General features: G+C 70.3%; 18 protein-coding genes. 7 read left to right on the top strand and 11 right to left on the bottom strand.

The window, feature by feature from the left end; all coding sequences use genetic code 11:
• Positions 1 to 6 precede the first annotated feature (6 nt).
• Entirely contained in the window at positions 7 to 393 is a 387-nt protein-coding gene (locus DW297_RS12640) for a hypothetical protein (protein ID WP_136032913.1), read from the bottom strand.
• Between the two features lie 229 nt (positions 394 to 622).
• Between DW297_RS12640 and DW297_RS12635 the strand changes: the two genes are divergently transcribed.
• On the top strand, positions 623 to 871 hold the full coding sequence (locus DW297_RS12635; protein WP_017203224.1) for a WhiB family transcriptional regulator: 249 nt from the start codon (positions 623 to 625) through the stop codon (positions 869 to 871).
• 60 nt (positions 872 to 931) lie between these two features.
• Here DW297_RS12635 and DW297_RS12630 read toward each other — a convergent pair whose 3' ends face one another.
• Both DW297_RS12630 and DW297_RS19380 read right to left on the bottom strand, forming a co-directional pair.
• Positions 932 to 2,416: a sensor histidine kinase gene (locus tag DW297_RS12630; RefSeq protein WP_136032911.1), complete on the bottom strand. Its 1,485-nt coding sequence runs from the start codon at positions 2,414 to 2,416 to the stop codon at positions 932 to 934.
• A 24-nt stretch (positions 2,417 to 2,440) separates the two neighbouring features.
• Positions 2,441 to 2,827 carry an Rv3235 family protein gene (locus DW297_RS19380; RefSeq protein WP_136032908.1) on the bottom strand — a complete coding sequence of 129 codons (387 nt, stop codon included), beginning with the start codon at positions 2,825 to 2,827 and terminating at the stop codon, positions 2,441 to 2,443.
• A 127-nt stretch (positions 2,828 to 2,954) separates the two neighbouring features.
• Between DW297_RS19380 and DW297_RS12620 the strand changes: the two genes are divergently transcribed.
• Positions 2,955 to 3,566, top strand: a complete 612-nt coding sequence (locus tag DW297_RS12620) for a hypothetical protein (protein WP_136032906.1) — start codon at positions 2,955 to 2,957, stop codon at positions 3,564 to 3,566.
• On the opposite strand, the gene DW297_RS12615 is transcribed toward DW297_RS12620, so the two are convergent.
• Positions 3,554 to 3,832 carry a helix-turn-helix domain-containing protein gene (locus tag DW297_RS12615; RefSeq protein WP_136032904.1) on the bottom strand — a complete coding sequence of 93 codons (279 nt, stop codon included), beginning with the start codon at positions 3,830 to 3,832 and terminating at the stop codon, positions 3,554 to 3,556. The two genes, DW297_RS12620 and DW297_RS12615, sit on opposite strands and share 13 nt — an antisense overlap.
• Positions 3,833 to 3,929: 97 nt before the next feature.
• On the opposite strand from DW297_RS12615, the gene DW297_RS12610 reads away from it, so the two are divergent.
• Together DW297_RS12610 and DW297_RS12605 are read left to right on the top strand one after the other, a co-directional pair.
• Positions 3,930 to 4,550 (top strand): SAF domain-containing protein, encoded by a 621-nt coding sequence (locus DW297_RS12610; protein ID WP_136032902.1) that lies wholly within the window; start codon positions 3,930 to 3,932, stop codon positions 4,548 to 4,550.
• Entirely contained in the window at positions 4,550 to 5,827 is a 1,278-nt protein-coding gene (locus DW297_RS12605) for an AAA family ATPase (protein WP_136032900.1), read from the top strand. The genes DW297_RS12610 and DW297_RS12605 overlap by 1 nt, the downstream gene beginning before the upstream one ends.
• On the opposite strand, the gene DW297_RS12600 is transcribed toward DW297_RS12605, so the two are convergent.
• Complete coding sequence (locus DW297_RS12600) at positions 5,718 to 6,944, bottom strand: pyridoxal phosphate-dependent aminotransferase (protein WP_136032898.1); 1,227 nt, start codon at positions 6,942 to 6,944, stop codon at positions 5,718 to 5,720. The two genes, DW297_RS12605 and DW297_RS12600, sit on opposite strands and share 110 nt — an antisense overlap.
• 69 nt (positions 6,945 to 7,013) lie before the next feature.
• Entirely contained in the window at positions 7,014 to 9,818 is a 2,805-nt protein-coding gene (gene secA, locus DW297_RS12595; RefSeq protein ID WP_136032896.1) for a preprotein translocase subunit SecA, read from the bottom strand.
• A 185-nt stretch (positions 9,819 to 10,003) separates the two neighbouring features.
• On the opposite strand from secA, the gene DW297_RS12590 reads away from it, so the two are divergent.
• Together DW297_RS12590 and DW297_RS12585 are read left to right on the top strand one after the other, a co-directional pair.
• On the top strand, positions 10,004 to 10,621 hold the full coding sequence (locus tag DW297_RS12590; protein WP_136032894.1) for a PadR family transcriptional regulator: 618 nt from the start codon (positions 10,004 to 10,006) through the stop codon (positions 10,619 to 10,621).
• Between the two features lie 79 nt (positions 10,622 to 10,700).
• The gene (locus DW297_RS12585; protein ID WP_136032893.1) at positions 10,701 to 12,029 is read left to right on the top strand and encodes a hypothetical protein; all 1,329 of its coding nucleotides are present in this window, start codon (positions 10,701 to 10,703) and stop codon (positions 12,027 to 12,029) included.
• Positions 12,030 to 12,095: 66 nt separating this feature from the next.
• Here DW297_RS12585 and hpf read toward each other — a convergent pair whose 3' ends face one another.
• The 5 genes from hpf to mtrA all read right to left on the bottom strand — a co-directional run bounded on the left by hpf (position 12,096) and on the right by mtrA (position 17,708).
• On the bottom strand, positions 12,096 to 12,752 hold the full coding sequence (hpf, locus tag DW297_RS12580) for a ribosome hibernation-promoting factor, HPF/YfiA family (protein WP_136032892.1): 657 nt from the start codon (positions 12,750 to 12,752) through the stop codon (positions 12,096 to 12,098).
• Positions 12,753 to 12,883: 131 nt separating this feature from the next.
• A complete protein-coding gene (locus DW297_RS12575) occupies positions 12,884 to 13,390 on the bottom strand; it encodes a ComF family protein (protein WP_240744615.1) in 507 nt (168 codons plus the stop codon).
• Between the two features lie 235 nt (positions 13,391 to 13,625).
• Positions 13,626 to 15,344 carry an LpqB family beta-propeller domain-containing protein gene (locus DW297_RS12570; protein WP_136032891.1) on the bottom strand — a complete coding sequence of 573 codons (1,719 nt, stop codon included), beginning with the start codon at positions 15,342 to 15,344 and terminating at the stop codon, positions 13,626 to 13,628.
• Positions 15,341 to 17,020 carry an MtrAB system histidine kinase MtrB gene (mtrB, locus tag DW297_RS12565; protein WP_136032890.1) on the bottom strand — a complete coding sequence of 560 codons (1,680 nt, stop codon included), beginning with the start codon at positions 17,018 to 17,020 and terminating at the stop codon, positions 15,341 to 15,343. Before mtrB ends, DW297_RS12570 begins: the two co-directional genes overlap by 4 nt.
• Positions 17,021 to 17,027: 7 nt before the next feature.
• Complete coding sequence (mtrA, locus tag DW297_RS12560; RefSeq protein ID WP_136032889.1) at positions 17,028 to 17,708, bottom strand: MtrAB system response regulator MtrA; 681 nt, start codon at positions 17,706 to 17,708, stop codon at positions 17,028 to 17,030.
• Positions 17,709 to 17,803: 95 nt separating this feature from the next.
• Between mtrA and DW297_RS12555 the strand changes: the two genes are divergently transcribed.
• A partial coding sequence (locus tag DW297_RS12555) for a hypothetical protein (RefSeq protein ID WP_240744614.1) occupies positions 17,804 to 19,109 on the top strand: 1,306 nt, incomplete at its 3' end.

Below are 19,109 nucleotides of genomic sequence, written 5' to 3'. Positions count from 1 at the left end.
GGGGCGTCACTCCGCCCCGCGGCGCTCGCCTTCGCGTCGCGCGCTGGAGATGAGCAGCGCGAAGCCGACGACTCCCGGAACCGCGAGTCCCAGCACGAACGCCCACGGCACCGGCTGCACCGTGAGCGATCCCAGCGCCAGGGCGACCGCGAGCACCTGAGCCACCACCCCGCCGGAGCGCGCCCACGACCGCCCGGTACGCGTCCCCACGGCGAACGCGACGAGGGCCGCTGCGCCGATCAGGGTCAGCACGATGAGCGCGATCGCCGTCGTCGACGACGCCGCGTCCCCCGCACCGAGACCGGCCACCTCGATCGCCGCGAACACGACGAGCGCGGCGGCTTCCAGAGCGAGCACCGCGGACGCGGCGAGGGCGATTCCCGGTGCGCGCACGGGGTCCTCCTGGGGGTGCAAAGCAGAGAAAACCCTTGATTTCAGGGTATCCATGTAACAGAATAGAGAAAGTCATGTGCTCCCACAGCGGCGTGGGGCGAACGTTCGCGTTCGCATCACAATCGGCGGGCATCCGCCCGCATCTCAACAGGGTAGCGGAACCCGAACCGCCGCCCGAATCGAGAAGTCGCATCGCGACATCTCATGAAATCCACACCGAGGAGCCCCCATGGACTGGCGCGATAAGGCCGCCTGCCTGACCGTCGACCCCGAGCTTTTCTTTCCCGTCGGCAACACCGGACCGGCCGTCGACCAGATCGAGAAGGCCAAGACGGTCTGCGCCACGTGCACCGTCACCGAGATCTGCCTGCAGTACGCCCTGGAGACCAGCCAGGACTCGGGCGTCTGGGGCGGCCTGTCCGAGGACGAGCGCCGCGCACTCAAGCGCCGCGCCGCCCGCGCCCGCCGCGCCTCTTGACGACTTCGAAGCGGCCTGAGATCAGATCTCAGGCCGCTTCCGTCTGTCCGGTGTCCGCGTTCAGCGCTCCAGCCATCGCAGCGGGATGTCGATGACCACCTCGGTGCCCTCACCCTCGCTGCCGCGCCACTCGATCGACCCGCCGAGCTCCCCCTGGATGAGCGTGCGGATGATCTGCGTGCCGAGGCCCTGACCGACGCGCCCCTCCGGCAGCCCGTGGCCGGTGTCGCGCACGGTGACGCGGAGGTTGTCCTCGGTGCGCTGGGCGTCGATGGTCACCGAGCCCTCCTGACCCGCGAGCCCGTGCTCCACTGCGTTCGTGACGACCTCCGTCAGGGCGAGGGCGAGCGGCGTGGCGTACTCGCTCGGCAGCACCCCGAAGCGCCCCGTCGACTGCGTACGAGCCCGGGTGTTCGGCGCGGACGCCACCTCTGCGACCAGCTTGAGGACCCGATCGAACACCTCGTCGAAGTCGACCTTCTGGGTGAGTCCCTGGGCCAGCGTGTCGTGCACGACGGCGATCGCGTCGACCCGGCGCATGGCCTGCGTGAGCGCGTCTCGGGCCTCGTCGGAGTGCGTGCGACGCGCCTGGATCCGTAGCAGCGACGCCACGGTCTGCAGGTTGTTCTTCACCCGGTGGTGGATCTCCCGGATGGTCGCGTCCTTCGTGATCAGCTCCTGCTCCTGATGCCGCAGTTCCGAGACATCGCGGCAGAGCACGATCGCGCCGATGCGGGTGCCGTGGTCCTTCAGCGGGATCGCGCGCAACGAGACGGTCACACCGCGCGCCTCGATGTCGGTGCGCCACGGTGCGCGGCCGGTGACGACGACCGGCAGCGACTCGTCGACCTGCCGCGAGGGCGGTACCAGCCGGGTCGTGACCTCCGCGAGCGATTCCCCCTCGAGCTCGTCGTCGAATCCCATGCGGTTGAACGCCGAGAGCGCGTTCGGGCTCGCGAAGGTGGTGATCCCGTCGACGTCGATGCGGATCAGGCCGTCGGACGCACGCGGCGCTCCGCGACGGGGTGAGGTCGGTGCGGCCGGGTCGGGGAAGCTGCCGTCCGCGATCATGCGGAACAGGTCGTTCGCGCACTCGTCGAACGTGATCTGCTGCCGCGACGGCGTGCGGACCTCGCCGAGGTTGGTGTGGCGGGTCACGACCCCGATGACGGAGGGCGCCACGTCGTCGCCGCGGCGGGTGATCACGATCGGAACCGCCCGCACGCGCGTGGGCGTCTCCTCGAACCAATCCGGCGAGGAGGAGTCCACGATCTCCGCCGACTCGAAAGCGCCCTGGACCTGCGTGCGCCACTGCGGACGAACACGCTCGCCGACGATGTCCCGGTAGAACAGCGTCGCCGCGCCGCTCGGACGGGCGTGGGCGACGGCGATGAAGGACCCGTCCTCCGTCTGGATCCACAGCACGATGTCCGCGGAGGCCAGGTCGGCGAGAAGCTGACCGTCACCGGCAAGACGGTGCAGCCACTCGATGTCGTCGTCGGTCAGAAGGCCCTGGGTCTGGGCGAGGTCGCTGAGGGTTGACACCTACCCAGCCTAGGCCGCACCGCCTCAGAGGATGGCCAGCGACGTCGCCCGCCATCGTCGATCGAGCCCTTCGAGTCGCACCGCGACCGCCCTGGTCCGTCCGGGACCTGCCACAACGACGACCGCTTCGATCACGCCGTCGACCGGCTCCGTGACCCGGAGCGAACGGATCACGAACGTCGGTCGCGCCGGCGGCACACCCCGCGCGCTCCTCGCCCGTGCCGCCAGGTTCGAACGCACGACCAGACTCCGGTACGCGTCCTCGCTGAACCATCGCGCGAGCTGATCGATCTCCCGCACACCGGCGAGCACTTCCAGGACGCCGTGCGTGAGACGGCGCAGCAGCGGTGCGGGATCGGGAAGCTGACGCGTGGGCGTCGGCTGCGGGGCGAAGTACTCGTGAAGCATCATGGCGAACTCTCCGGTCGGCGGACGAACGGCGACAGTCGAGCACGCGCGAGCACCCGCGCGGGGGCGATCAGCGGAACTATGTGGATAACTCGTACATCCGACCCGCGCTCCCCCTACGCTCTGTCGGGTGCACTGGGACCGCCTCTTCGACGACCTCGAGAGCCAGCTCGCCTCGGAGTGGGAGGCGGAGCGCGCCGCGCTGGATGCGGAGTCCGAGCGGCTCCGCATCTCCCGACTCGACCTGCACTCGCGTCTCCGGCAGCTCTGCGCCGCCGACGCCGACGCGGTCGTCGACCTGGCGGACGGCCACCGGCTTCCGGTGACGCTCCGATCCCTCGGCGTCGACTGGATCGCAGCGGTCTCGCGGGTACCGCAGGAGGCGAGGGCTGCCGCGTCGGCCCTGCTGATTCCCCTCCCCGCGATCACGGGTCTCGCCGTCGACCACGGCGCCATGCTCTCCAGCCTCGACGAGCATCGGCCCGCCGAGCGCACCCTCCGCGAGCGTATGCCGATCGGCTTCGTGCTGCGCGACCTCGCGCGACGACGCGTACCCGTCCACCTGACCACACGACACGGAGACGACGTGCACGGCACGATCGATCGCGCCGCCGCCGATCACCTCGATCTGGCGCTGCACGACACCGGGGAGTCGCGGCGAGCCGCTGCGGTGCGCGGGTTCCGCATCGTCCCGTACGCGGCGCTCGTCGTCGTGCGCTTCTCCGGCGATCAGCGCGTGTGAGCCGCGGACGTTCCCCACACCTCGGGGAAGCTCGCGGTCTGCGACTGACGCCACAGCGCCATCCTGCGTGCCTCTTCCGACTGCTCGGCGAGGTACCCCTCGATGCTGGCCTCCTCCACGCGCCAGCGCGCGGGCGAACCCAGTTGCGCGCCGCGCAGTCGCCCCTCGTGGATGAGGCCGATCACCTCGGCCACGTCGATGCTCAGGAGCTCCGCGACCTGCGCGGGAGCGAGGAACTGCGGTGCGGGGGTCGGAGCGGGTGTCATACCCACATTCTGGTCGAGGGGCTACCGACGGAGGCGGGTGTCCCGCGTATGTGGATAACTCCGCGAGCCCTCTCCGCGGTTCTGTGACGATATCGCCATGGCTTCCCACTCGCGTCCGCGCCCGGCTTTCCGCGCCGACCTGCGCTTCCTGGTCGGCATCGCCCTCGTCGTCATCTCGATCGCCGGGGTATGGCTGCTCGTCGCGGCATCCGACCGGACCGAACCGCTCCTGCAGGCGCGACGGACCATCGCGCGCGGCGAGGTTCTCACCGCTGACGACTTCGAGGTGGCCCAGGTCAGCATCGGCGCACTCACGGATCGGTACGTGGGTCCAGGTCGGCTCGAGCCGGGGCAGATCGCGCGGCGCACCCTCACGAAGGGCGAGCTGCTCCCCCGGTCCGCGGTGGCCGACGAGAAGGACGACCGCACCACCACCGTCGTGATCGAGACCACGACCGCGATCCCCGATTCGATCGGCCCCGGCGCCGACGTCGAGGTGTGGCAGGTACCCGCGAGAGACGACGGCAGGACGTTCGACGCCCCGCGCGTCCTCGTCGGCGACGCGGTGGTGCGGACGGTCCTCGAAGACGACGGCATGCTGGCGGAGAGCGGCACGAAGGTGGAGATCGTCGTCGACCGGACCGACGTCGCCGACGTGCTCGCGGCCGCCACCGGGGGCGCCGCGCTCTCCGTGATCCCTGTCGGTGCCGGATCGTGATGGTCCTGGTCGCGCTCCCGAAGGATCGGGCGGACCAGCTCGCCGCCGAGCTCCTCCTGGAAGGAGTGGACGCGGTCGCCATCGATGGTCCGTCGAGCGTTCGCGAGCATCTTCACGCCGGCGTGGATGCGGTGATCGTTCCCGCCTCGCGAGACGCGCTGACTCCGGACCTGATCGCCGCATGTGACCGGGCGGGTGTCCGTATCGTGGCGCTCGGCGATTCCGACAGTCGTCTCCTGGCACGACTCGGCCTTCCGTCGGCGCTGCGCACGGACGCCCCCGGTTGGGAGGTGGCGGCAGCGCTCCACGCGGAGGCCTCGCCCGCCGTCGCCGAGACGCCTCGGAGCGCCTCCCCGAGGATCATCGCGGTCTGGGGGCCCCAGGGAGCTCCCGGCCGCTCGACGGTCGCGATCCAGTTGGCCGTGGAGCTGGCGCGCACGGGCCGCCGCACAGCGCTGCTGGATGCGGACACGGTCGCTCCCTCGCTCGCGCTTCTCCTCGGGCTCGGCGACGACGCCCCGGGAATCGCCGCTGCCTGCCGCCGCGCGGAGACCGCGGCACTCGACAGCGCCGAGCTCGCCAGGCTGGCGGCACGCGTCGGCGCGGGCGGTGTGGAGTTCGACGTGCTGTGCGGCATCAATCGTCCGACTCGCTGGCCCGAACTCTCGGCGCATCGACTCCACGTCCTCCTCGCGGCCTGCCGGGAGTGGGCGGAGGAGACGGTGGTCGACGTGGCAGCCGCGGTCGACGCCGACGACGAGGCGACCTACGATCTGGTCGGCCCTCGCCGCCACGCGGCAACCGCGGCGACCCTCGCCGAAGCCGACCGGATCGTGGCCGTCGCGGCCGCCGACCCGGTCGGCATCAGCCGCTTCCTCCGAGACCACGCCGAGGTCCGCCGACTCGTCGGCTCCACGCCCATCACGGTGGTGGTCAACGCCGTACGCCCCGGGCCGCTCGGCATTGACGCCCGGGGACAGGTCCGCCGGACTCTCGAACGGTTCGCCGGGATCACCGACATCGTCTTCCTGCCGTTCGACCAGCGCGCGGCAGACGCGGCCCTGCTGCACGCGCGGCCCATGGCCGACCTCACACCGCGTTCCGCCCTCGTCGCGGGGGTGCGTCGACTCGCGCTGTCGCTCTCCCCCGCGCCCGCCGTCGCCGCGCCTACTGGCGGTAGCTCGAGAGGAAGTTCCCCAGTCGCTCGACGGCTTCGCTCAGCACTCGCGGCTCTGGCAGGGTCACCAACCGCAGGTGATCGGGGTTCGGCCAGTTGAATCCGGTGCCCTGCACGACCAGGATGTGCTCCGACACCAGCAGGTCGTACACCAGCTTCGCGTCATCGCGGATCTCATGCACCTCGGGGTCGAGACGCGGGAAGGCGTACAGCGCCCCCTGGGGCTTCACGCACGTCACCCCCGGGATCGCCTCCAGGCCTTCCCATGCGATGTCCCGCTGCTCGTGCAGGCGACCGGTCGGCGCGATCAGCGCATCGATCGACTGCACCCCGGAGAGCGCCGCCTGCACGGCGTGCTGCGCGGGTACGTTCGGGCACAGCCGGGTCGACGCCAGCAGTGTGATGCCCTCGATGAAGCCCTTCGCATGGTCCTGCGGCCCCGTGATCACCATCCACCCCGAGCGGTAGCCCGCCACGCGATACGTCTTCGAGAGGCCGTTGAACGTGAGGCACAGCAGGTCGGGCGCGAGGGTCGCCGTGGGGATGTGCACCGCATCGTCGAACAGGATGCGGTCGTAGATCTCGTCCGACAGGATGAGCAGCTGATGCTCCCTGGCGATCTGCACCAGGCCCTCCAGCACCGCGCGCGAGTACACGACACCGGTCGGGTTGTTCGGGTTGATGATGACCATGGCTTTGGTCCGCGGCGTGATCTTGGACCGGAGATCTTCCAGATCGGGCTGCCAGCCGTTGTTCTCATCGCACACGTAGTGCACCGGCGTGCCACCGGCGAGGCTGGTCATGGCGGTCCACAGCGGATAGTCGGGCGTCGGGATCAGCACCTCGTCGCCCTCGTCGAGCAGCGCCTGCATGGTCATGGTGATGAGCTCGGACACGCCGTTGCCGAGGTACACGTCGTCGGGGTCGAACCGCGGGAAGCCCTCGACCTGCTCGTACCGGCTCACCACGGCGCGTCGCGCGGAGATGATGCCCTTGCTGTCGCTGTAGCCGTGCGCCGTGGGGAGGGCTGCCAGCATGTCGTGCACGATCTGATGCGGGGCGTCGAAGCCGAAGATCGCGGGGTTGCCCGTGTTCAGCTTGAGGATCCGGTGGCCCTCTGCCTCCAGTCGCGCCGCCTCGACGAGGGCGTTTCCGCGAATCTCGTACAGGACGTTCTTGAGCTTCGACGACTGGTCGAAGGTGCGCGATGGTGTCATCGATCAAGCCTACAGGGACGAAAGGAGGGCCAATCCGCACGGACTGGCCCTCCTCTCACCCTGCTCGGGTCACTTCTTCTTCTTGCCCTGCGCCCGACGCTGCTCGCGGTTGCCGGCGGCCGGTGCGGGGGCCTCGGTGCGCTGGCCGAACGCGCCGCGCGGCGCCTCCTCCTCGGGGGCGGACGGGGGTGTCTGCGCCCGTGCGGCCGCCTGACGCAGGCGGTCGGTCGCCGCCTGCTGCACCTGCCCGCGGTCGTTGCGCACCTCGACCTCGCCGGCGTCGTTCGCGGCGGAGTACTCCAGTCGCTGCTCGCCCCCGTCGGTGGCGAGGCCCTTCGCCTCGACCTCCGCGGTCTGCGCATCGCCGACGCGGCGCACCTCGACCTCGAGGTTGTAGAGGTAGCCGACGGACTCCTCCTTGATCTGCCCCATCATCGACTGGAACATCGCGTACCCCTCGCGCTGGTACTCGATGAGCGGGTCGCGCTGGGCCATGGCGCGCAGGCCGATGCCGTCCTTCAGGTAGTCCATCTCGTAGAGGTGGTCGCGCCAGCGGCGGTCGAGCACCTGCAGCACCACACGGCGCTCCAGCTCACGCGTGGCGGCCTCGCCCAGCGACTCCTCGCGCTTCTCGTACGCGATCTTCGCGTCGGACAGCAGCTCGCGCGTGAGACCCTCCGCGGTGATCCCGCCCTTGCGGCCCGCAGCCTCCGACACGACCTCGTCGATGGTCACTCCGACCGGATAGAGCGTCTTGAGTTCGGTCCACAGCGCGTCGAAGTCCCAGCTCTCGTTGTGACCCTCGCCGGTGTGGTCGCGCACGACGCCGCTGATCGCGTCCTCGATGAAGTGCTGCACCCGGTCGGCGATGTCGTCGCCCTGCAGGATGTGGCGACGGTCGGCGTAGATCGCCTCGCGCTGCCGGTTCAGCACGTCGTCGTACTTGAGGACGTTCTTGCGCATCTCGGCGTTGCGCGCCTCGACCTGCGACTGGGCGCTGCGGATCGCGCGGGAGACCAGGCCGGACTCGATCGGCACGTCGTCGGGGAAGTTGGTTCGGGCCAGGATCGCCTCGGCGGCGCCGGACTGGAACAGGCGCATGAGGTCGTCGGTCAGGCTGAGGTAGAACCGGCTCTCACCCGGGTCGCCCTGACGACCGGAACGACCGCGGAGCTGGTTGTCGATGCGGCGGGACTCATGCCGCTCCGTGCCGAGGACGTACAGTCCCCCGGCCTCGATGACCTTGGTGGCCTCCTCCGCGACCACGGCCTTCATGGCCTCGTAGGTCTCGTCCCACGCGACCTCGTACTCGTCGGGGGTCTCGACCGGGTCGAGGCCCTTCGACTTCAGTTCCTGCACCGCGAGGAACTCGGCGTTGCCGCCGAGCATGATGTCGGTACCGCGCCCGGCCATGTTCGTGGCGACGGTCACGGCCCCGAGGCGGCCGGCGCGCGCGACGATCTCGGCCTCACGCGCGTGGTTCTTCGCGTTCAGGACCTCGTGCTTGATGCCCTTCTTGGCCAGCAGCCGCGACAGGTACTCGCTCTTCTCGACGCTGACGGTGCCGACGAGCACGGGCTGGCCGGCGGCGTGCCGCTCCGCGATGTCCTCGACGACCTGGGCGAACTTCGCCGTCTCGTTCTTGTAGACCAGGTCGGACTGGTCCTTGCGGATCATCGGCCGGTTGGTCGGGATCGGGATGACGCCGAGCTTGTAGGTGGACATGAACTCCGCGGCCTCGGTCTCGGCCGTACCGGTCATGCCGGCCAGCTTCTCGTAGAGGCGGAAGTAGTTCTGCAGGGTGACCGTCGCGAGCGTCTGGTTCTCGGCCTTGACGGGCACGCCCTCCTTGGCCTCGATCGCCTGGTGGATGCCCTCGTTGTAACGGCGGCCCACGAGGATGCGTCCGGTGTGCTCGTCGACGATCATGACCTCGTCGTTCATCACGACGTAGTCGGTGTCGCGCTTGAACAGGGCGAGCGCCTTGATCGAGTTGTTGAGGAACGAGATCAACGGAGTGTTCGCCGACTCGTAGAGGTTGTCGATGCCGAGGTAGTCCTCGACCTTCTCGATGCCCGGCTCGAGCACACCGACCGTGCGCTTCTTCTCGTCGACCTCGTAGTCCACACCGGCCTCGAGCGTGCGGGCGATCTTGGCGAACTCCGCGAACCAGCGGTTCGCCTCCCCCGAGGAGGGTCCGGAGATGATGAGCGGCGTCCGGGCCTCGTCGATGAGGATCGAGTCGACCTCGTCGACGATCGCGAAGAAGTGCTCGCGCTGGACGAGATCCTCCTTGCGCCAGGCCATGTTGTCGCGCAGATAGTCGAAGCCGAACTCGTTGTTCGTGCCGTAGGTGATGTCGGCGGCGTACTGCTCGCGACGCACCGCCGGAGTCTGCCCGGAGACGATGATGCCGGTGGTCATGCCGAGGGCGCGGTACACGCGTCCCATCAGCTCGGCCTGGTAGTTCGCGAGGAAGTCGTTCACGGTGATCACGTGCACGCCCTTGCCGGCGATGGCGTTGAGGTAGGCCGGGAAGGTCGCAACCAGGGTCTTGCCCTCACCGGTCTTCATCTCGGCGATGTTGCCGAGGTGGAGCGCCGCGCCACCCATGATCTGCACGTCGTAGGCGCGCATGCCCAGGGTCCGCTTGGCCGCCTCGCGCACTGCCGCGAAGGCCTCCGGCATGAGCTGGTCGAGGGTCTCCCCCTTCTCGTACCGCGCGCGGAGCTCCGCCGTCTCGTTGCGGAGCTCGTCGTCCGTGAGCTCCGAGATGTCGTCTTCCAGGGCGTTCACGGCCTTGACCACCTGATTGAGGCGACGGATGATGCGTCCTTCACCGGCGCGCAGCAGCTTCTCAAGAGGATTGGCCACGGATGTCTCTCCCTGTCATTGGGTCCTTGCCGGCCGCCGAGAGGCGATCGCCAGGCATACTTTGCCATGTTACCGGTCTGTGACCTGCGCGTCGCCTGCACGGCATATCGTGCCGCGCCGCGGCGGTGTTGCCGAGTATGCATATACTCGGCATGCTTCCGTCCGTCACGCAGAGGAGTCCGGCCATGTCCGTCCGCCACAGCCTGCTCGCCATCCTCGATCAGGGCGCCTGCTACGGGTACCAGCTCCGTCACGAGTTCGCCCGTCGAACGGGGTCGACCTGGACCCTGAACGTGGGACAGATCTACAACACGCTCGAACGACTCGAGCGCGACGGCATGGTGCAGCGGGGCGACGCCGACGAGCACGGCCACGTGTACTGGCGGATCACGCCGGACGGATCGGCCGAGGTGGCCCGCTGGCTGTCCGACCCCGTCGAGCGGATCCAACCGGCGCGCGAAGAGCTCGCCGTCAAGGTCGCGATGGCGGCGACGCTCCCCGGGGTCGACGCCGCCGACGTCATCCGCGCGCAGCGCGCGTCCTCTGAGCGCCGGCTCGCGGCTCTGCGCGACGCCGCCTTCACCGGTCACGACGCCGACAGCGCGGAGGCTCTGGCCTGGTCGCTCGTGACCGACTCCATGATCTTCGCGGCCGAGGCCGAGGTGCGGTGGCTGGAGCACACCGAGCGCCGTCTCGCCGCACACCCGCATCCTCAGCTCGCGCTCGGTCTCGCGACCGAGCGGCCCAAGCGCGGCCGCCCCGCCGGAGCCGCGCAGCAGCGTCGGCCCGAACCCGTCGCCTGAGACCGCCGCGGTCGTACGGCACGTTCGCCTGGAGCGGATGCTCAGCCCGCGCGGTCACCGGGGAAACTAGGATCGCCTCATGGCTGGATTTTGGGGTAGACGCAAACGCGAACAGGAAGAACTCGCCGCTCAGGACGCCGACCTCGCACGGCGTGCCGAGCAGGCCCTCGTCGGAGCCGACGAGCGCATCCGCACCACCGCCGATGAGCTCGTGTTCGCCGAGGCCGAGCTGGGCGAGTCCCTGACCGCCGACCTCAAGGCCGCCCTGACCTCCGTGCGCACGCACCTGCGCGAGGCGTTCCAGCTTCATCAGCTCAACCACGACGAGATCCCCGACACCGCCGAGGAGCTGCGCACCCGCAACGCGCGCATCCTGCAGCTGTGCGACTGGGCCGAAGACCTTCTGGACGAGAAGACGACCGTCCTCGCGGAGTCGGTCGCGAAGGTGCGCCGCGCACCCCAGATCATCGCCCAGGTGCGCGCCGACGCCGAGGCCCTCGCCGCGCGGATCCCCCAGACGGACGAGACGGTCTCCCGCCTCTCCGCGCGCTACGCCGACTCGGCGATGCACCAGATCACGGCGAGCGCCGCCGAGGCGCAGCAGCTGATCCGCTTCGCCACCCACAGCGCCGACATCTCCGAGCGACGCCGCGAGGCCAAGCAGAACGAGGAAGCCAACCTCGCCCTCGAGACCGCGACCGAGGCGACGCGGCGAGCCGCCGCACTGCTGGACGCGGTCGAGGACTTCGAGATCGAAGCCCTCCGCGCCGAGTCCACCCTCGCCGAGGTCATCGCCGACTCCCGCGGCGACCTGATCGCCGCCCGCAACGCCCCCGCGGTGCCCGCGGTCGCCGAGGCGGTGGCGGCGCTGCAGGCCGCGCTCGCCTCGCTGACCCCGGCCGGCCAGCCGAATGATCCGTTCGCCGAGCTGTCGCGACTGCGCGAGGCCAACTCGGCGCTCGACGACGCCATCGCCAAGGCCAGGCACCGCGCCGAGAATCCGCTGCCGTCGCTCGCCCAGGTACAGCACGCGATCGACGACGCGGACCGTCAGCTGGGCGTGGCACGCGGCCTGATCGCCGGACACCGCGGCTGGATCGGGGCGGATGCGCGCACACGACTCGCCGAGGCCGAGCGCCTGCGCGTCGACCTGAGCGACCTCCTGCCGGCGGAGGACACCCGAGAGGCCGCGCTCGTGCAGGCGCGACGGGTCGCGCACCTCGCCGCCGAGGCGCTGCAGCTCGCGCAGCGCGACATCGACTCCTCGCGCCCGCAGGACCAGGACTGGGGCGGCGGCGGCTGGGGCGGCGGTCCGCGCCGGGGTGGTGGCATGGGCGGCGGCGACCTCGCCTCCGGCATCCTCGGCGGACTCGTCATCGGCAGCATCCTCGACGGCATCTTCGACTGACGCACCCCTGACCACGCGAAACGGCCCGATCCGCGATGGATCGGGCCGTTCGTGCGTCTGCCGAGCTCAGGAGGCGAGTGCCTCCGCCGGCGGTGCCTGCGTGCTCAGCGCGATCACGCCGTAGTCCCAGCCCTTGCGGCGATACACCACGCTGGGATGGTCGGTGCGGGCATCGACGAAGAGGAAGAAGTCGTGCCCGACGAGCTCCATCCGGTCGACCGCCTCCTCCACGGTCATCCACTCCGCATCGAAGCTCTTGGTGCGGATGACGACGGGCGAGTACTCCTCTTCCTCGTCGTTCTGCACGGGGATGCTGCCGGTCGCGACGGCGTGCAGGACCTCGACCGATGCCGGCTGCACATCGATGCCCTCGAGCGATCCGCTGCCCTTCTCGAAGTGCGGGCCGCGCGGGTGCTGGCGTCCGTCGACGCGCTTCTCCTTCGCGCGGCGCAACTGCTCCGTCATCTTGTCGACCGCGAGATCCAGCGCGACGAACTTGTCGCCGTCGACCGCCTCGGCCCGGACCACGGGACCCTTGCCGATGAGCGTCAGCTCGACCGTCTCATCGGGAACGCGCCCGTTTCGATACACGCGGTGGGTGACCTTGACGTCCAGACGTTGCGCCTTGGCTGCGAGAGTCTCGATCTTGGCGATCTTCTCTTCGACGACGGTGCGGAAGCGATCGGTGATACCCACCCCGACGCCGACGATACTCGTTTCCATTGCTGCCTCCTTGTCCCGGTCCTCCCGGCCAAGGGCGGACCGTGGTCGCCTTGTGACACCCCACCGTAGTCCGACCGGCGACGGAAGTCACGGGTGTCGGCCCTGTGTCCCCGGTGAGTCTCCGATGAACCTCATCCGGATACCGCGTTCGTCGGCGTGGCGGCGAGCGCGACCAGCGCGATCACCTCGTACCCGACCTCCTCGAGCGCCCGCGCGGCCTCGTCCAGGGTCGCTCCGGTGGTGACCACGTCGTCCACCACGACGACGGCCGCGCCGCGCCCGTCCGCGACGGCACGCATCGCGGCGCGGACGTTGTCGCGCCGCTCCATCGCGCCGAGGCTGCGCTGGTCATGCGCCGCCCTGGTCCAGCGCAACGCCCGCGTGGTGCTCGCCCCGGCCCGCCGCACCAGCAGATCGGGCACCCGGAAGCCGCGGCGCCGGAACGCACGGCGCGACGTCGGCACCGGCACGACGAGGGCTCCGTGGCTCACCGCGGGCCCGAGCACGGCAGCCAGCGCGGACCCCAGCGGGCGCGCGAGGAGGGTCTCGCCCTCGTCTTTGAGGCGGCGCAGGCATCGCGCTGCCACGCCCTGATAGGTCAGCGCCACGTGGACGTTCCGGCCCTCGGGCGTGCGCACCGCCCGCGGGTCGGGGATCAGCTCGGCTCGACAGACGTCGCACAGCAGCGTGCCCGGGCAGGCCGCACCCGCCGCAGACCGCCGACAGCAGCAGCGCGGCCGCCTCGAGCACGACGGAACGGAGAGCGGAGGGCACGGGCATGCCTTCATGGTGTCTCCGGGGCCCGCTCCGCGGCGGTCGTCGCGAGCACGACCCGCGGGCCGCACCGCGAGATCCGTCACCGTGGAGGAGAGGTCACTCCCCCGCCCGGGTCGCCAGGACCGTGATGCCCTCCGTGACCTCGCGCCACGCCGATCCTGCGTGCGCGTACAACTGACCGGCGGCACCGAGGATCCGCACACCCGCGGGCGTGCGCGCGCCGGAGATCGAGATCGCATCGACCGGCGCCGTCTCGGACGACCCCGGCCCGCCCACGGTCTGCAGCACGAGCCGCGGACTGCTGGGAGAGGCCAGCACGGCGAGCCGGTCGGGCCCGAGCCACACGAGCCCGGTGGACGGCTCCGGGAGCTGGAACAGCTGCACGAGGTCGCCGAGCTCGGTCGGCACGCCCGCCGAGTCGCGCACGATCGCCGCCACCACGACCCACCGCTGCCCGCCGACCACGATCACCGCGGCGACCCGGGCACCGTCCGCCGACACTCGCAGGTCGGAGATGGAGGAGGCGCTCGGCCAGGCGTTCGCCACGGCGTGCGGGGCCGCATCACTCCCCGAGGCCTGCACCGCCTGGGGATCACCCTCCGGGACGGACCACGCGTAGCCGAAGGGGTCGAGAGACGGCTCGACCAGACCGGCGCGCGCGTCCAACTCATCGCGTCCGGACTTCGCCACCCGGTACACGTGACCGTCGTCGAGCTGCACGACCGCGTAGGAGTCGTCGATGCCGACGTCGATCGCCAGGATCGGCTGCGGGATCGCGACGATCTGCTCGCTGATGTCCGGGATCGGGGAGATCTCGTCGCCGACGATCCGCCCGAACTCGCCGTTCCGCAGGACGAGCGTCCCGACGTCCGCCGGGGTGCCTGCGAGCTCGACCACCCCCGCGTCGAGGGACCTGCCGTCGACGCTGAAGCGCACCTGCGTGACGTTCACCCCGGCGGCCTTCAGCGTGGACTGCAACTGCGTGCGCATGCGGGCGAGCGTGGTCTGGTCCAGTCCGGACGCCGGACGCGTCAGAGCGACCTGAGCCACCTGTCCGGTGATCGGCACCGCGTCCTGCGCCAACTGCACGTCGGCGGGGAACGCGGTCTGCACGGCCGGGTCCAGCCACTCCGACGGCGTTCCGCTCACGAGCGCCTGCGTGACGGTCGTCGCCGGGCTCTGGCGTCGGGGAAACCACCGCATGTCCGGCACGAGGCGCGACCACGAGGAGTCGAACCACTGCAGCGGATACCCCTCGAACACCTTCGGGAACCGCGCCTCGTCGATCACGATGCCGTCGGGCGCCTGGGTGATGCGCCACTCGCCGTCGTCCATGCGCTCCAGCGCGAAGGGGACGCTGGAGTCGCCGGGCGCGCCGCTGTAGGCACCCGCCCCGTCGACGCTCGCCACCAGGTCGAGCTGCACCTGCACCTCGGCGGTGTCCGCCTGTTCCACCTCGTCCTCCGGCACCGTGGACGACAGCGTCCGCGCCTCGGGGCCGACGTCGATCGACACGCCCGCCGACGGTGCCCAGCTGCGCTGCAGCGCCGGGGCGAGGAACTCGCGCGCCGTGTCCCAGTTGTCCGACGTCGTGATCCCGGCCTCCAGGAAGCCCTCGACGATCTCCTCCGGACCGGCTCCGGCGATGGGACCGGAGGCGACGGGGAGGACGTCCACATCCTGCGGCGACTCGCCGAGCTTGAGACCCACCGCGACATCGCCGCTCGTGGGCAGACCGGCGCAGGCGGGGAGGAGCAGCGCCACGATGCCCAGGGCGGCGGCGAGCGCGAGACGTCGAGACCTGCGTGCGCTCACGGTTCCTCCCTCCCCTCGAGCAGCTCCGAGTACATCTCCGCGATCGAGATCGGCTGCGTCGCGTCGCCCAGTTCCGCCAGCGGCTCCTGAGGCTCCACCGGGACCGGGCTCGGCCCGTCGAGAACACCGTCGTGGCGAGGGATGGTCAGCACGAAGTTCGACCCGACGCCCAACTCGGACCACACCGCGAGCGTACCGCCGTGCAGGGTGGCGTCGCCCAAAGCGATCGACAGTCCGAGCCCCGTGCCACCGATCGTGCGCTGCCGGGAGGGATCGGCGCGCCAGAACCGGTCGAACACGCGCTCGGCGTCGGCCGGGTCCATGCCGAGGCCGAAATCGCGTACACCCGCCGCCACCGCGTGCTGATTGCTGTCGACGGTGACCACGATCGGCCGGCCCTCGCCGTGCTCGATCGCGTTGCCGACCAGGTTGCGCAGCACTCGACGCACCCGGCGCGGATCCATGTCCACCGGCGAGTAGCCGCCCGGTGCGACGAGCCGCAGCTCCGAGCCGCGGCCGTCGGCGAGCGGCCGCATCTGCTCGATGACGTCTTCCGCGAGGTGCGCGAGGCTCGTCGCCTCGAGCTCCAGCTGCACGGATCCCGCGTCGTACCGGCTGATCTCCAGCAGGTCGGACAGCAGGGTCTCGAAGCGCTGCACCTGCGCGTGCAGCAGTTCGGTCGCCCTGGCGGTGGTCGCGTCGAACTCGTCGCGGTGGTCGTTGAGCATGTCGGCGGCGAGACGGATCGTCGTCAGCGGCGTGCGGAGCTCGTGGGAGACGTCCGACACGAAGCGCTGCTGCACCATCGACAGCTCCCCGAGCTCCTTGATCTGCGCCTCGATGCTGTCGGCCATGGCGTTGAACGACCGGCCGAGGGTCGCAAGCTCATCCTCGCCGTGCACCTCCAGCCGCACGCCGAGGTCGCCCGCGGCGAGGCGCGCGCTGGTCTCCGCGGCCTGCACGATCGGCGTCGACACCGTCCGCAGCACGATCCACGAGATCGCGGCGACGATCGCCACCAGGCCGATCCCGGCGATCCACAGCGTGCGCTGCACGAACACCAGCGTCTGATCGGCATCGGCCAGGTCGTACGCGAAGTAGATCGCGAACGGGCCGGCCTCCGGCACCTGGAGCTGCTGCCCCACGATGATGCCGGGAACCTCTCCCCCGTCCTCGACCGGCAGCGCGACCGACTGCCACGCCTGGACGTAGTCGAGCTCCTCCACCCTCGTCTTCAGCTCGGGGCTGAGGAGGTTGGCGGTGAGGCCGGCCGTGAAGCCGTTCAGTCGTACCCCTCCCGGCTCGTCCTCGATCTTGAACCCGGCCAGTTGATCGGCGCTGGACGTGCGCGCCAGCGTGTCGGGGATGCTGTTCCACAGGTCGGTGAGCGCCGCGGGGTCGTCGCCCACCTCGGCCACGTCGAGGATGCTCTGCGCCTGGTCGACCGCGCGGCGCGCGTCCTCCAGGGCGACGTTCTTGCGGGAGACGAACAGGTCGTTCTGGATCACGAGCGCCATGGTGACGCACGTGATGAAGATCGCCAGCGAGGTCGCGACCAGGGTGATCGCCAGGGTGCGGAACCGCAGCGACCGCCGCCACAGCGCCGAGATCACGGCCGGCCAGCCACGCCAGTCGCGCAGCACAGCGACGGCCGTGGTCGCTGTCGTCGCGGCCATCGTGCGCCTAGGCGACGCTGCCGGCGCGGTAGCCCACACCGCGCACGGTCATCACGATCTTCGGGTTGTCCGGGTCGAGCTCGACCTTCGCGCGCAGCCGCTGCACGTGCACGTTCACCAGTCTGGTGTCGGCCTTGTAGTGGTAGCCCCACACCTGCTCGAGCAGCATCTCGCGCGAGAACACCTGCTGCGGCTTGGAGGCGAGGGCCACGAGCAGCTGGAACTCCAGCGGCGTCAGGGCGATGGGCGTGGTGCCCCGGCGGACCTCGTGCGCGTCGACGTCGACCGTGAGGTCTCCGATGCGCAGCTGTTCGCTGGTGGTCTGCGGGGTCGGGCGCAGCCGGGTGCGGATGCGGGCGACCAGTTCCTTCGGGTTGAACGGCTTGACCATGTAGTCGTCTGCGCCCACTTCGAGGCCACGCACCACGTCCGCGGTGTCGCTGCGCGCCGTGAGCATGATGATCGGCACCCCGGACTCCGCCCGGATCCGCGTGCAGATCTCGATGCCGTCCATGCCGGGGAGCATGAGGTCCAGCAGCACCAGGTCGGGACGCTGTGCGCGCCACTCGTCGACCGCGCGCGCGCCGTCCGCGCAGAAGACCGGCTCGAAGCCCTCCGTGCGCAGCACGATGCCGATCATCTCGGCGAGCGCCGTGTCGTCGTCGACCACGAGGATGCGTGAGGTCATAACTGTTACCTTATGGCACCGAGTACCGCCCTCCGCAGGTCTGCGCCTCACCGCGAGGATATGACACGATGGGAGCGCACGACGGAGGGAGGCCCGTGAGCGGCCAGACGTGGACCCCAGCCCCCAAGAAGGGGATCATCCCCCTTCATCCGCTGACGTTCGGCATGCTGCTCGGCAAGGCCTTCGCGGCGCTCCGCCACAACCCGAAGGTGCTGTTCGGGTTCGCCGTCGTGATCCAGTTCGTCGTCGTCATCGCGACCGCCGGTGTCATGGGTGTCGTGCTGTTCACCACCTTCACCCGCCTCGAGACGGTGTCTCCCTCGTCGCCCGACTTCGAGGCCGTGCTCGCCGGCACGATCGCCATCAATGTGATCGCCGGGCTGATCGTCGGGCTCGCGTCGATCGCCTTCACCGCGATGATGCAGGGCGTGGTGGCCGCCGACATCGGGTACGCCGCCGTCGGGCGGAAGGCCTCGCTGCGCATGCTCTGGCGCCGCATGCTCCCCGCGTTCTGGCGGCTCGCCGGCTTCGCATCGCTCTCGGTGCTCGCGATGTTCGGCGGCATCGCGATCGTCGTCGCCATCATCGGTGCACTCACCGCCGGCGGTCTGGGCGGCACGCCGGAGCTGATCGGCATCGTGATCATCGTGGTGGTCCTGCTGGCGATCGCCGCGATCCCCCTGACCATATGGCTGACCACCAAGCTGCTTCTCGTCCCGTCGATCCTGGTGCTGGAGCGCGCGCGCTTCCGCGACGCGTTCGTGCGGTCGTGGCGTCTGACGCGCGGCCGGTTCTGGGTCGCGTTCGGAGTGACGTTCCTGATCAGCCTCATCATGGGGCTGGCGATGCAGGTGGTGAGCATCCCCACGGCGCTGGTGTCGTCGTTCCTCGGAACCGTGATCGCGCCGACCGGCGCCAGCGAGCCGAGTGCGGTGATCGGCTACGTCTTCGCCCTCCTCGCCCCGCAGGTGCTCCTGCTGATCCTGCAGGCGATCACGATCGTGGTGCAGAGCACGGGCGGTGTGCTGGTCTACCTCGACTGCCGCATGCGCTACGAGGGCCTGGACCAGACGCTCCTCTCCTATGTGGAGCGCCTCGACCTCGGTGCGAGTGAGGACCAGCTCGGCGACCCGTTCGTGGTGGACACCGCCCGCGCCGTCACCTCCGCCCCGCCGCCGCGTCAGGTTCCGGAGCACGTGATGATGACACAGGGGTACGGGTACCCCCAGGCCGCGCCGCAGCCGTATCCCTACGGTCCGCCGCCGGCCGGAACGACCCCGGGGTTCGGCGGCGCGCCCTCCCCCGCGTACCCGCTGGCACCCGCGCCCGCGTCTCAGCCCGTGCCCGGGTTCCCGCCGGCACCTGCGAGCGCGCGACCAGCGCTGTCGTTTCCCCGGATGC

Source organism: Microbacterium sp. PF5 (genome assembly GCF_004794315.1).
Lineage (GTDB): Bacteria > Actinomycetota > Actinomycetes > Actinomycetales > Microbacteriaceae > Microbacterium > Microbacterium sufflavum.
Note: the sequence above shows the minus strand (reverse complement) of the source record. Positions and strands in the feature narration are given on the sequence as shown.

Bases quoted from the DNA above. Each gene is read 5' to 3' on its own strand.
- DW297_RS12635 (WP_017203224.1), top strand. From the start codon at position 623: ATGGACTGGCGCGATAAGGCCGCCTGCCTGACCGTCGACCCCGAGCTT.
- DW297_RS19380 (WP_136032908.1), bottom strand. From the start codon at position 2,827: ATGATGCTTCACGAGTACTTCGCCCCGCAGCCGACGCCCACGCGTCAG.
- DW297_RS12615 (WP_136032904.1), bottom strand. From the start codon at position 3,832: ATGACACCCGCTCCGACCCCCGCACCGCAGTTCCTCGCTCCCGCGCAG.
- DW297_RS12610 (WP_136032902.1), top strand. From the start codon at position 3,930: ATGGCTTCCCACTCGCGTCCGCGCCCGGCTTTCCGCGCCGACCTGCGC.
- DW297_RS12605 (WP_136032900.1), top strand. From the start codon at position 4,550: ATGGTCCTGGTCGCGCTCCCGAAGGATCGGGCGGACCAGCTCGCCGCC.
- DW297_RS12600 (WP_136032898.1), bottom strand. From the start codon at position 6,944: ATGACACCATCGCGCACCTTCGACCAGTCGTCGAAGCTCAAGAACGTC.
- DW297_RS12590 (WP_136032894.1), top strand. From the start codon at position 10,004: ATGTCCGTCCGCCACAGCCTGCTCGCCATCCTCGATCAGGGCGCCTGC.
- DW297_RS12585 (WP_136032893.1), top strand. From the start codon at position 10,701: ATGGCTGGATTTTGGGGTAGACGCAAACGCGAACAGGAAGAACTCGCC.
- hpf (WP_136032892.1), bottom strand. From the start codon at position 12,752: ATGGAAACGAGTATCGTCGGCGTCGGGGTGGGTATCACCGATCGCTTC.
- mtrB (WP_136032890.1), bottom strand. From the start codon at position 17,020: ATGGCCGCGACGACAGCGACCACGGCCGTCGCTGTGCTGCGCGACTGG.
- mtrA (WP_136032889.1), bottom strand. From the start codon at position 17,708: ATGACCTCACGCATCCTCGTGGTCGACGACGACACGGCGCTCGCCGAG.